At 72.7% G+C, this 12,711-nt stretch carries 6 protein-coding genes; 2 read left to right on the top strand and 4 right to left on the bottom strand.

All coding sequences use genetic code 11. From position 1 onward, the window contains the following. Position 1: 1 nt before the first annotated feature. Both ACJ8AN_RS12750 and ACJ8AN_RS12755 read right to left on the bottom strand, forming a co-directional pair. Positions 2–3,769, bottom strand: a complete 3,768-nt coding sequence (locus ACJ8AN_RS12750; protein WP_407755585.1) for a protein kinase domain-containing protein — start codon at positions 3,767–3,769, stop codon at positions 2–4. A gap of 67 nt (positions 3,770–3,836) precedes the next feature. After that, on the bottom strand, positions 3,837–8,129 hold the full coding sequence (locus ACJ8AN_RS12755; RefSeq protein WP_407755586.1) for an OmpA family protein: 4,293 nt from the start codon (positions 8,127–8,129) through the stop codon (positions 3,837–3,839). Between the two features lie 274 nt (positions 8,130–8,403). On the opposite strand from ACJ8AN_RS12755, the gene ACJ8AN_RS12760 reads away from it, so the two are divergent. Next, on the top strand, positions 8,404–9,519 hold the full coding sequence (locus tag ACJ8AN_RS12760) for an isoaspartyl peptidase/L-asparaginase family protein (RefSeq protein ID WP_407755587.1): 1,116 nt from the start codon (positions 8,404–8,406) through the stop codon (positions 9,517–9,519). An 84-nt stretch (positions 9,520–9,603) separates the two neighbouring features. On the opposite strand, the gene ACJ8AN_RS12765 is transcribed toward ACJ8AN_RS12760, so the two are convergent. Further along, the gene (locus ACJ8AN_RS12765) at positions 9,604–9,774 is read right to left on the bottom strand and encodes an SEL1-like repeat protein (RefSeq protein WP_407755588.1); all 171 of its coding nucleotides are present in this window, start codon (positions 9,772–9,774) and stop codon (positions 9,604–9,606) included. Positions 9,775–9,947: 173 nt separating this feature from the next. Here ACJ8AN_RS12765 and ACJ8AN_RS12770 point away from each other — a divergent pair, with 173 nt between their 5' ends. Continuing rightward, on the top strand, positions 9,948–10,721 hold the full coding sequence (locus tag ACJ8AN_RS12770; protein ID WP_407755589.1) for an SDR family oxidoreductase: 774 nt from the start codon (positions 9,948–9,950) through the stop codon (positions 10,719–10,721). Positions 10,722–10,751: 30 nt separating this feature from the next. Here ACJ8AN_RS12770 and ACJ8AN_RS12775 read toward each other — a convergent pair whose 3' ends face one another. After that, positions 10,752–12,614, bottom strand: a complete 1,863-nt coding sequence (locus ACJ8AN_RS12775; protein ID WP_407755590.1) for a hypothetical protein — start codon at positions 12,612–12,614, stop codon at positions 10,752–10,754. Between the last annotated feature and the right edge of the window lie 97 nt (positions 12,615–12,711).

A 12,711-nucleotide genomic window follows, 5' to 3' on the forward strand; every position in this document is an offset into this window, starting at 1 on the left:
CTCAGGGCACCGGAGCGTCCGCCACGGGCTGGCGTGAGGTGGGAAGCATGTCCCGCCACGCCGGCTCGAGGTGGGGATTGTGGGCCAGCGCCTGCTCCAGGTCCTCGCGGGCCTGTTCCCGCCACGCCCGTTGCTGCCCGGCGGGCGCGGCGGTAGCGGCCAGTGCCAGGAGCACGCTGGCGCGTACGGCCCGGGCCCGCGCCCATTGGGGCCTCGCGGCGAGGAGCGGCTCGGCCAACTCGAGGCCCCGCTTCAACACCGGGACGGGGTCGGCGCCCCGCTGCTGCTTCCACCCGGCCCACGCCCGGTGGAGCTCCGCCGCGGCGAGCCGGTACTCCTGCCGCTGGGGCTCCAGCTCCAGCGCCTGCTGGAAGGCCTTCGCCGCTTCCTCGAAGTCCTCCTCCTTCGCCTGGCCGCGCCGCGCCAGCCAGCGGGCCCGCACGCCGCGCGCTTCCGCGAGGTAACGCCAGCCATTGCCCAGGCGGGGGTTGAGCTCGCGGGCGTGGCTCAGCGCCTCCTCGGCCCGGGCGGCGTCTGGCCGGGGATCTCCCCCCTGCTCCAGCCCCCAGGTGGCCAGCAGCACGTGGACGCGGGCCACGTTCGCCCAGAGGTCGGCATCGCCGGGCTGTCGCGCGAGCGCCTCGCGGTAGGCGTCCACCGCCGCATGGGCGCTCGGCCCTGGGTTCTCCCGCCCCGCGAGCTGGAAGGTGGCCCGCACGGCCTCCACCTCGCCGAGGTTGTTGTAGGCCCAGGCCTGCTGGGGGGCCGCGTCCCGGGCCTGCTCGAAGGCCTTCCGGGACTCGGCGAGCGGGGCGCCGGTGTCCCCCCCGTCCTCCCACGCCTGCTCGGCCCGCCACAGCAGCGCCGCGCCCAGGCCGTTGTGGAGCTGCGGCAGCTTGGGGTTGATGGACAGCCCCTTGCGGTAGAGCGCCAGGGCCTTCTCCAGGTCCGGTCCGTATTCCTCGCCGTGCTCGCGGCGCCAGTGGGCGAGCAGCTCGGAGGCATAGGCCCCCTGGTAGCAGGCCACGACGTTGGTGGGGTTGAGGGTGAGCGCCCGCTCGAGCGCGTCCCGGGCCCGCGCCAGGTCTCCCGCCACGTCGGGGGCGCCCGGGTTCGAGGCCCGCTGGCGGTACGCACTGCCCAGGTTGATCCACGCATCCGCCTGGCGCTCGTCCAGGTGGATGGCGGCGAGGTACGTGTCGATGGCCTTGTCCAGGTGGACGAGCGGCGCTCCCCCATGCTCGGCCTCGTAGTCGGCCCACACCTTGTACGCCAGCCCGAGGTTGGCGTGGAAGGCGTAGTCGCGCTCGCCGGAGCCGAGCTGCTCGAAGGACTCGATGGTGAGGCGCAGCTGCTCGCGGGGATCCAGCGAGTGCTGCTGGCGGTAGCGGGCCCACAGGCGGTAGGCGAGCGCGAGCTGCAAGGGGACGCGGGCGCGCGGGGGCGCGAGGGCCTGCGAGGCGCGCGCGGAGGCGATGGCCTTCTCCAGCAGCGGCTCCACGTCGTTGCCGCCCTGGCTGGTGCGCTGTTCGGCGAGCCGACGGTGGAAGTACGACTCCAGCAGCCGCGCGCGGTAGGAGTCCGGCGCGGCGGAGAGCGCGCGGGAGAGGGCCTCGAGGCCGCGCTGGTAGTGGGGCAGGACGTTGCCCTGGCCGTAGAGCTCCATGACGAGCGCGGCGAGCTCCAGCCGTCCCAGGGCGTAGTGCACCTCGGGCTGGCTCTCGGCGGTGGCGATGGCGGCGGCGTAGGCCTGGCGCCCGGCCTCGAGGTCCGCCTGGGAGCCGGCACTGTCGCCCTGGTTCCAGCGCTGCGTGGCGCGGGCCAGGAGGATGTCACCCCGGAGCAGGGGGCCCTCGTAGAACCAGGGCTGGGCGTGGCCGAGCTCGTCCAGGTGGGCCAGCGCCTCCTCGAGCCGGCCTTCGTAGAAGGAGAGCAGCGCGCGCACGTGGAGCGGGGGCGCGGGGAGGTCGGGGCCCTCGGCCTGGCGGAGGTAGGCGAGGGCCGGGTCCCGGTAGCGCTGCTCGAGCACGCGGCGGCGGGCCTCGCGCTGCTCGGGGCCGCGGCGCTCCACGTCCAGCAGCAGCTGCTCCTGGTAGAGCTTGCCCAGCACCAGCGCGAGCGCCCAGGCCACCCGGGGCTCGCGGTAGCCGAGCGCCCACGCCGTCTCGAGCCGCTCGCGCGCGCCCTCGAGGTCGTCCAGGGCGAGCCGCGCGCGGCCCAGGGCGTACTGGCCCGGACCCGCGGCCTGGGGGCCGGCCTGGCGCACCTCGGCCTCGAGCGCGTCCATGTCCGCGCGCAGGGCCTCGCGGTCCTCGCGCGTGTCGTGCAGCCGGGAGAGGGCGGAGTAGCGGGCCGAGGCCTCCATCCGCTCCACGCGCTCGGTGAAGCGGCGGGAGAGGCGCTCGCGCTCGGCCACCTCGCGGCGGGCGAGCACCGCCTGCCCCAGCGCCAGCGACACCACCAGCAGCGCGGCGGAGCCCAGCGACAGGGCCACCCGGTGCTTGCGGGCCCTCTTGCGCAGCCGGTAGCCCAGGCCCTGGCGCGCCAGCACGGGCTCGCCGGAGAGGAAGCGCTCCAGGTCCTCGAGGAGCGCGCGCGCCGAGTCGTAGCGGGCCGAGCGCTCCTTCTCCAGGCACTTGAGGATGATGGCCTCGAGGTCCGCGGGCAGGTCCTTGTCGAGCGCGCGCGGGGGACGGACGTCTTCGGACTGGATGCGGGTGATGACCTCGAGGGCGTTGGCGCCGGTGAAGGGGGGCTGGCCGGTGAGCAGCGCGTAGAGCGAGGCGCCCAGGGCGTAGACGTCCACGCGCCGGTCCAGGCGGGACACCTCGCCACGGGCCTGCTCGGGCGCCATGTAGTGCGGGGTGCCGAGCACCGAGCCCGAGGCCGTGCCCTCGTCCCGCCAGTCGCGCGCGAGGCCGAAGTCCATGACGAAGGGGACGAGGCCCCCGTCCTCGGTGCGCTCCACGAGGATGTTGGCGGGTTTGATGTCGCGGTGGACGAGCCCGGCGCGGTGGGCCGCGTGCACGCCCTCGGCGGCCTGGCGCAGCACCAGTACCTTCTGCTCCAGCGTGAGCGAGCCCGCGAGCTGGCCGAGGGACTGGCCCTCCACGTACCGCATGGCGATGAAGCCCCGGCCGTGCACCTCGCCGACCTCGTACACCTCGCACACGCGCTCGTGGCGGACGCGGGCCTGGGCGCGGGCCTCGGCGAGGAAGCGGCGCGCGAGCTCGGGGTCCTCGCCGCGCACGAACTTGAGGGCCACGTTGCGGCGCAGCAATGGATCGTACGCGAGGAAGACGAGCCCCATGCCGCCCTGGCCGAGGAAGCGCACGGGCTGGTAGCGCTCCCAGCCCGGAATCGGGAAAGCGGGCTCGCGGGGCGCGTCCGCGGAGGGGCCGCTGCCCGAGGGAGACGGGGCGCTCGGGCTGGCGGGGGAGGGAGTGGCCACACCGGGAGTCCCGGGAGCCAGGGTGATGCCTTCCTCGGGCTGGGAGCCGCTGGCGCCGCCACTGGGACCTTCCGGTGCCGGGCGCTCGTGCCGGTCCGTGTCCTCCCGGGAGACTTCCTGGCGCAACCGCACGAGGGTGTCCTCGGAGAGGATGTCTTTCTCGCGGAGCAGCTCCAGGGGGCCACGCTCGAGGCGGAGCGCCTCCTCACGGAGGTCCGCGGCCTCCTCGTGGGAGATGAGTCCTTCGTCCAACGCGAGGAGCAACTCCTCCTCGTACCGCTCCTGCCTCGCCCCGGGGGTGCTCACAGGGCCCAGCATACCGGCGGGCCCGAGGAGGTGGAATGCGAGGGGGAACCCACACGCCACTCCCTCGGGCCCTGCCTGCCTACTCGACGACCACGAACTCCACGCGCCGGTTGTTGGCGCGGCCCTCGGCCGTGTCATTGGTGTCGATGGGCTTCTCCATGCCGAAGCCCGCCGAGTCCAGACGCTCCGCGACGATGCCCTTCTGGATGAGGTACACCCGCACCCACTGCGCGCGGCGCTGCGACAGGTCCTTGTTGTAGGCGGGCTTGCCGGCCCCGTCGGTATGCGCCTCGATGCGCAGCTTCTTGATGTCCGGGTTGCTCGTCAGCACGTCGGCCACCTGGTCGAGGATGGACTGCGACTGGGGCAGCACGTTGTCCTTGGCCGTGGCGAAGAACACCTTCTCGAGCGTGCGCAGCTTGCCCTTCTCCACCACCACCTTCGCCGGAGCCGGAGCCGGAGCAGGCGGCGGCGCATCCACCGTCACCACCACGTTCGCCGTGGCCGAGCGCTCGCCACTGCCCGTGACGCGGTAGGTGAACGTGTCGCGGCCGGAGAAGCCCTCCTTCGCGGTGTAGCGCAGCGCGCCCTCGGGCGTGGTCTCCACGATGCCACCCGCGGATGTCACCCCCAGCTCGGCCACGCGCAGGGTCTCACCCGACAGGCCCTCGTCGTTCCGCAGGATGTCGAGCGTGAGGGACTGGCCCGCCATCACCCGGCCCTCGTCGTCATGCGCGACGAGCGCGGGAGGAGGCGGCGGCGGGGGCGGGGCGGCGACGATGGGCGCCGGAGCCGGAGCCGGCTGCGCCACCGGGCGGGGCGAGGCCGAGGGGGCGTAGCTCAGGGCCGCGAGCATGCGGTAGCGCGGCGTGCCGAAGCCGTTGGTGAGGCCCGGGCCACCGCCCAGCGTCATCTCCAGGTTGCGCACGAAGCCCCAGCGCAGGGCGAGCATCAGCTCCAGGGGGCTCGTCGGGACGGAGACCTTGTTCAGTCCCACCTCACCGGCCAGCGTGGACAGCAGCGACAGCTTCCACCTGGGCACCAGGTCCACCTTGCCGCCGATGCCGTACGTCACCGCCGTGCCGAGGTTCAGGTTGAGGAACTGCTGGGGGCGGCCGAAGAAGACACCCGCGTTGGCCATGAGGGCCGAGCCCCGGGGACCGCGCCACTCGCCCACGAGCGTGGGGTTGAAGGTGACGCTGCCCCCGCCGAGGTACGAGTCCTTCGGCGCGGTGGGCAGGGACACGGGCAGCGACAGCGCGAGCCCGAAGTCCTCGGCGCGCACCAGTGCCGTCTTCAGCGACAGGCGCAGGTCCGAGGGCGCCGTGGTGGGCAGGCCCGCCTGGAGCTGGGGGTCCACCATCCCGGCGGGGCTCGTGGACTGGTAGGCCATCACCGGCAGGGCCGCGCCAATCTCGAAGCGGTCGAACAGCGCGAGCGAGCCGGCGAGCGTGAGGTACGTCTGCCCCCCCACGAGCAGGCGCTGGTAGCTCGAGTCCTCGGCGGAGACGAGCCGCAAGGGCTGGTTGGCGTAGTCGGCGAAGAGCCGGACGCTGGCGGACAGGTGCTCGGGGACGTTCGCGGACTGGACGCCGAGGAGGTCATCGCGGCCGGGCTGCGGCTGGAAGCGCTCCACGAGGAAGGAGCGGCTCATGTCGTCCTGGGCCTGGGCGGCCACGGGCACGGAGACCACCGCGGCGGCGGCGGCAACCGCGGCCCCCGTCTTCCGGCGGCGGCGCAGGAAGGTGGCGAGCGTGCCGAGCAGCATCGGCCAGGCCGAGGCGACGTCACCGGTGCTGGAGCACCCGCTGCCCTGCACGAGCCACTTCTCGTGCTCGCCCTGGGGCTTGCACTGGCCGGAGAGGCAGAAGGCGTTCGCCGCGCACTGGTCATCGGAGACGCAGGCCGCGAGGCAGGCGACCTCGCCGCAGGCGTAGTTGCCGCAGCTCACCGTCTCGGAGGTGCAGGCGCCCGCGCCGTTGCAGGTGCCACCCGTGACGGCGGTGCCCGCGGAGCAGCTCGGGGTGCCGCACTGCACGGACTCGCTGGGGTAGGCGCAGGTGTCGCGCACGGTGCCATCGCAGACGCCGCCGCACTCGGTGCCATCCGAGCCGCAGGCCGCGCGGCCGCTCCGGGGCGAGCCCGTCACCGCGACGCAGGTGCCCACGTTGCCCGCCTCACCGCAGGCCTCGCACTGGCCATCGCACGCGGTGTTGCAGCACACGCCATCGGCGCAGAAGCCGGTGGAGCACTCGCTGTCCTGGGTGCAGGCGCCGCCCCAGTCCGTGCCCGGCCTCTTCGTGAAGACGGCCTCCAGGTCATGGGCGCCGGTGACATTCGTGAGGACGTAGGTGCCGCCGCTGACGGAGGAGGTGACGTCCGCGCCGTTGTCGGAGAGCGAGCCGAGCGCGTAGCCCGGCGTCACGGTGACGGTGCAGGTGACGGACTGGCCGTACTCGACGGGCGAGGGGCAGACGAGGGTGCCGCCCGGGCCGCTGCTGACGGTGACGGGGTACGTATTCACGGTGAAGAGGGCGGTGACGGTGGCGGCCGCGTCCACGGTGAGGGTGCAGGGGTTGGTGGTGCCGGTGCAGCCGCCGCTCCAGCCCGCGAAGGTGCTGCCGGGCCGAGCCGTGGCGGTGAGGCTCACCTGGGTGCCCTCGCGGAAGTCGGCGCTCGCCGAGGCGCAGCCCGGGCCGCAGTTGATGGCGGCGGGGCTGGTGACGACGGTGCCGCTGCCCTTGCCGGCGGGGTCCTTCTGCACCGTGAGGGTGTGCAGGGTGCCGATGCCGTTGCTGTCCACGGCGACGTTGTTGGTGTCATCCGGGTCCTGGATGCCCGAGGGCACGGACACCGAGGCGCGGTAGCTGAGCGTGCCGGAGCCGGAGCCGGGGACGACCTTGCCGTCCACGCTGTAGGTGAGCTTGCCGCCCACGGGCAGGTCGGCGGTGGTGTGGAGGGGGCCGGTGCCCGAGGCGGCCGGGCAGGTGGCGCCACCCGAGGCGGTACACGTCCAGGACACGCCGGTGAGCTCGGCGGGGAAGTCGTGGTCGATGGCGGCGCCGGTGACGGCGTTGGGCCCGCCGTTGGAGACGGTGAGCTCATAGTGCACGGGCTTGTCCCAGCCCACGGCGACGACGCCGTCGGTGATGGAGGCGGAGAGGTCGGCGTAGGTGGCGCCCGAGGTGATGGCCGTCTGGACGAGGGGCCCGATGAGCGGGGACACGCCCGTGCCGCTGACGGAGTAGTCGCCGTGGGACACCGTGCCGGTGGCCGAGGGGTCGATGTGCACCTTCACGTCGAAGTGGGTGCTGGCGGTGGGGTTCATCGAGCCCAGGTCACACGTCACCGTGCGGGTGACGCTGTCGTGGGTGCAGGTGACGCCGGGCGGCGTGTCGATGGAGACGAAGGACGTCTGGTCCGGCAGGTGGATGGTGACGTGGGTGTTGTCCACGGGGTCGGAGCCCGAGTTCTTGACGAGATAGGTGTACGTCAGGTCCGAGTCCGCGTTGGCCGACTTCGCGGCGCTGGCGGCGATGGAGAGGCCGGGGAGGAAGGAGCCGAAGCCGTCCACGTACACGTGGCCCCAGTGGCCACCGGGCTGGCAGCCGGCGGCGATGACCTCGAGCTCCACGGTGTCGCCGACGGAGAGCTTCGCGTCACCTGGGGCGACGTCGATGGCCTGCCAGTCGGTGTACTGGACGTTGGTGGCGGTCGTCTTCCAGGGCACGCCGGCCTGATTGGCGAAGTTGAAGGTATTCCAGAGCACCTCGTTGCGCGTCACGTTGCGCAGGGTGATGTAGATGTAGGGCTGCTGCTCCTGCGAGTGGCCCGGGTTCTGGAGCACCGGGGCGAGCGCGAAGCGCACGTGCACCTTGCCGTCGGCGGGGTCCACGTCGGACGAGGCGAGCGTGGCCGACTGCACCAGGCGGTTGACGTTGCGGTTCTTGCCCAGCTCGTTCACCACGGCGGCCCACTTGCCGTACCGGGGCCAGCGCAGCGACGCGCTGGAGTCGAGTCCCGCGGGAATCTCGCTCTCGGGGCCGCCCGGGGCCTGCTTCGCGGAGGTGAAGTCCAAGCCACCGGGCTGCAGGTTGAGGTCCGCGGTGCTGGCGGGCGGAATCGTGGCGATGCCGGGGTTGAGGTTGGTGGAGACGCTCCAGCCGGTGAGCGAGCCGTCCTCGAAGCTGCCGTTGGTGAAGAGCGGCTGAGCGCTCGCGGCGGTGTCGGGCCGGGCGGACGCCTCGGAGGTGTCGCCGCGGGTGCAGCCCGAGGTGACGGCGATGAGCAGCGCGAGTGCCGCGCGCAGGGAAATGAGGGCCCCACCACGCCGGGACACCCGGCGCGGAGAGGGAGTGGAAGAGGGATGCATGACGGGCTCCTGGAAACTCCCCCGGGGCACGGGAAACAGCGCCCGAGGGGTATGCGGGACGTGATTGCACGCGTCGCGCCAGGAGCCGCCAGGGGGGCTGACAGAGGGAAAAGCCCGGCGGACACGCGTTCTGACACGTCAGCCGTCATGTCAGCCGCGCTCGTGGCGGAGCCGTTGACACGTCAGTCCCGGTCATCGGGAAACGAGAGCCGGGGACAGAGAGGGACGCACGCATGATAGACCCTCGCCCGTCATCCCCCCGAGGTCTCCGCGCATGCCCGTTCCGCTCCGTCGTGCCCTCTCCGCCACCGCCCTGGTGGCCCTGCTGCTGCCGCTCGGCTGCTCCACCTCCCTCACCTCCAAACGTGAAGATGAGAAGCGCATGAGCTCCTCCGACGACGTCTCCAAGCCCGCCCCGCGCTGGGGCATCGTCATCCACGGCGGCGCTGGCGTCATCAAGCGCGAGTCCCTCACCCCCGAGCGCGAGGCCGCCGTGCGCGCCGTCCTCACCGAGGCCCTCCAGGCCGGCCATGCCGTGCTCGCCAAGGGGGGCTCCAGCCTGGACGCCGTCACCGCCGCCATCCGCGTCATGGAGGACTCGCCCCTCTTCAACGCGGGCAAGGGCGCCGTCTTCACCCACGACGGGAAGAACGAGCTCGACGCCGCCATCATGAATGGGCGCACCCGCGAGGCCGGTGCGGTGGCGGGCCTGCACCACGTGAAGAACCCCATCACGCTGGCGCGCGCGGTGATGGAGAAGTCCCCGCACGTGATGATGATTGGCGATGGGGCCGAGGAGTTCGCGAAGCAGCAGGGCATCGAGCTCGTCCCCGAGAGCTACTTCTACACCGAGGAGCGCTGGCAGGGCCTGCAGCGCGCGCTCGAGGCGGAGAAGCAGCAGCAGCAGGCGCCGCCCGAGCAGGGCCAGCCCCAGGGGCCCTCGAGCTTCTACGAGACCCAGGCCGGGAGCGATCACAAGTTCGGCACGGTGGGCGCGGTGGCGCTCGACCAGTCGGGCAACCTCGCCGCGGGCACGTCCACGGGCGGCATGACGAACAAGCGCTTTGGCCGCGTGGGGGATGCGCCCGTGATTGGCGCGGGCACCTACGCGGATCCCCGCTGCGGCGTCTCGGCCACCGGCCATGGGGAGTACTTCATCCGCTACGGCGTGGCCCGCGACATCTGCGCCCGCGTGGAATACATGGAGCTGCCGCTGCTCGAGGCCGCCAACCAGGTCGTCATGGACGTGCTCGTGAAGGCCGGCGGCGAGGGCGGAGTCATCGCCATGGACGCGCAGGGCAACGTGGCCATGCCCTTCAACTCGTCGGGCATGTACCGCGGCTACATCGGTTCGGACGGCGTGCCCGCCGTGGCCATCTTCAAGGAGTAGGAGAGCGCGGGGCGCGGAAGGGCCCGGAATCCCGAGGGAGACCTTGAGGGGTCCGGGCCCTTTTCCGCGGGGGCTCCAAGGCGCTCACTTCCTCGCGCTGGCGCAGGCCTCGGTGTATCCGCCCGCGCACGCCTTTTGATACCAACTGACGGCCTGGACCGCGTCTGCCTTCACTCCCTCTCCGTTCAGGTAGACGTTGCCGAGGTAGGCGCAGCCCGCGTGAACGGACACAGGCAATGAGCAAGCATCAGGCACGGGCGCTGGAGCCCCATGTATTGGCCGGAGATCGGCTTCCCGCTGCTCTGGTTGCCCTCGACGCACCGGGCGGTGCTCCAGCACGTGAGCAACAAGCTCGCGGCCTGAACGCCGATGCCCTCTTCGTGGGAGGTGCGCGGTAACGTGCCGCCGCCCTTCAACTGGAGCAGGCAATGACACACAAGAGGCAACTCGAAGGAAAGGTCGCGCTGGTGACGGGAGCCAGCTCGGGAATCGGCCGGGCCACGGCCATCGCCATGGCGCGCGCGGGCGCGAAGGTCGTCGTCGCCAGCCGCGGCACCGAGGGCAACGCCGAGACGGTGGCGCTCATCCACAAGGACGGTGGCGAGGCGCTCGCCATCCGCACGGACGTGACGAAGACCGCCGACGTCGAGGCCATGGTGCGCGGCGCCGTCGAGCACTTCGGCCGCCTGGACGTCGCCTTCAACAACGCGGGCACCAGCGTCACGCCCGGCCCCATGCACGAGTACTCCGAGGACGAGTGGGACTCCGTCCTGGAGACCAACCTCAAGTCCGTCTGGCGGTGCATGAAGTACGAGCTGCGGCAGATGCTCGCCCAGGGCGGAGGCGCCATCGTCAACATGTCCTCCATGTCCGGGCTCATGGGCAACAAGGGGCTGGGCGCCTATACCGCCAGCAAGCACGGGGTGCTCGGCCTCACGAAGACGGCGGCGCTCGAGTACGCGCAGCAGAACATCCGTGTGAATGCCGTGTGTCCGGCCGTCATCGGCGGCACCACGCTCATCGACAACTTCTTCCGCGAGTACCCGGAGATGGCCCGCGCCGTCGAGGCCTCCCACCCCATCGGCCGCGTGGGCCAGCCGCGCGAGGTCGCCGAGGCCGTGGTGTGGCTGTGCTCGGAGGGCGCCTCCTTCGTCACGGGCCATGCGCTCAACATCGACGGTGGCACCTTCGCGGGACGTTGACGTTCCCGAGCCGCGCTCGCGGGCGGTCTCTCAGGGCCGGGGGGGTGGTGGGAACACGCGCTCGCGCAGCTTCTCCGTCTCGCGGCGCCGGTGCGCGTTGCCGTCGTCCAGCAGCGTGGCCAGGGAGTAGAGGCGCAGCGCTGGGAGGAGCTGTCCCTGCTTCACCCACTCCTCCCCGCGCGCCTGGGCGAGGTCCGCCAGCCGCTCGCGCTCGCGGGACGAGGGCAGCTCGCTCGTGGCCTTGTAGGCCCGGGCGCAGCGCCAGCGTCCCAGGCCCCGCTGGGCCTGACTCTCTTCAATGTCCTGCTCGAATTGGTGCGCCAGCTCCTCGGCGCTCGAGGCCAGCACCGTGGCCTTGCCTCCCGGGCAGCGGGGGTCCTCCGTCGCGGTGAGGCCGTTGAGCTGGTACGCCGGCCCGCCCACCGGGTGGACGCGCGCCATCAATTGGGGGAGCTGGCGCAGGTGCCCGCTGGGGCCATGCGCGTCCAGGAGGACGGGCGGCCCTTCCGACACCAGGTAGTCCTCCATCGCCGGAAGGTTGCCCGCGTGGTGCGCCATCGCGTAGTCCGCGAGCCCCGCCACGTCGAGGATGTCCGCCTGCCGCAGCACCATGGCCTGCCCGCCCATGTCCGGGTGGCCCACCAGCGGATGGCGCTGTCCCAGGGACTCGGCGAGCCTGTCCACCTTCCGGGCCTGCTCGGCGATGAACGCGTAGGGCAGCTCCGGCGTGGCCTTCACCCCCGGCGACCGGCCCAGCGAGTCCCGCAGCGCGGGCCCCAGCACCCGCCCCGCCGCCGCGAACGCCAGCGTCACCGCGACCCGTGCCGGCCACACGAGCCCTCGCGCCGCCGCCTTCGCCGACAGCCGGCGCACCCCGGACAGGCCCACCGCCATGGCCGCGCCCAGCAGTGGCACCAGCGGCGCGACGAAGCGCCACTCGCGCATCCAGTCCCCGGAGCGCCAGGCGAAGTACCCGCCGCTCGCCGCGAACAGCGCCACGAGCGCCCCGCGGCGCCCGCCCGCTCCGCCTCCGGCGAGCCCCAGCACCAGCCCCGCCGCCGCCACGGGGTGCAGCACCGGGTAGGCCTGGAGGAAGCCGCGCACGTAGGTGGCCCCGTCGAAGAGCCACAGGCGCTTGGCGTAGTACGTGTTGGGCAGCACGTCGGCGAAGTAGCCCCAGCGCACCACCAGCCAGCCCCCCACCAGGAGGGCGAGCCACGCCGCGATGCCCGCCGCCTGCCGTCCCGTCCAGCGCCGCTCCACGGCCCGGTGCACGAGCCACAGCCCGCCCGCCGCCGCCGTGTAGAGGACGCCCTCGGGCCGCGTGAGGCACAGCAGGCCCAACGCGCACCCCACGCCCGCCCCCGTGCCCGTGCGCAGCCCGCGCAGCAGCAGCGCCCCGCACAGCCCCAGCAGGAAGGCCTGGAGGCCCGTCTCCATCCCGCTGGCAATCCAATACACATACGAGGGATTCAGCGCGGCCACCCACGGCGCCAACGCGTCCTCCACGCGCAGCGGCCGGTCTTCCGAGAGGGGCCCCCACAGCGCGAAGGCGGGCAGCGCCAGCAGGCCGAGGAGCAGGCCCAGCACGTGCGTGAAGGTTTCTGGCGCGAGGGGCAGCCACCGGCTGAAACCCAGCAGCACCGTCCACAGTGGATTGGAGAATCCCTCCACCGGCTGCGAGTAGGGCGTGATGCGGAAGCCGTGCCCCTCGAAGAAGGTGCGCCCGTAGGCGAGGGAGATCGCCGCGTCGTCGACGATGGGCACCGCGAGGTAGCCCGCGTGGTACGCCAGCGCCAGCCCCGCGGTCACCACCAGCGCCCACGCCAGCACCCGCTCGCTCCAGGGCCAGACGCGAGCGGTGGGGGACTCGGTGGGAGAGGGCGGCGCCATGCTCCGGTGCCTCTACTGCACGGAGCGCCTCGTCGCACGGCTTTCCTGCCACGAGTGTCTGGGTTCAACCCGGGGCCCGCGCTACTCTCACCCCGTC

Origin of the sequence: Archangium sp., assembly GCF_045802675.1 — a bacterium.
GTDB lineage: Bacteria > Myxococcota > Myxococcia > Myxococcales > Myxococcaceae > Archangium.

Coding starts and splice junctions, on each gene's coding strand:
- ACJ8AN_RS12755 (WP_407755586.1), bottom strand. CDS start 8,129: ATGCATCCCTCTTCCACTCCCTCTCCGCGCCGGGTGTCCCGGCGTGGT.
- ACJ8AN_RS12770 (WP_407755589.1), top strand. CDS start 9,948: ATGACACACAAGAGGCAACTCGAAGGAAAGGTCGCGCTGGTGACGGGA.
- ACJ8AN_RS12750 (WP_407755585.1), bottom strand. CDS start 3,769: ATGCTGGGCCCTGTGAGCACCCCCGGGGCGAGGCAGGAGCGGTACGAG.
- ACJ8AN_RS12760 (WP_407755587.1), top strand. CDS start 8,404: ATGCCCGTTCCGCTCCGTCGTGCCCTCTCCGCCACCGCCCTGGTGGCC.
- ACJ8AN_RS12775 (WP_407755590.1), bottom strand. CDS start 12,614: ATGGCGCCGCCCTCTCCCACCGAGTCCCCCACCGCTCGCGTCTGGCCC.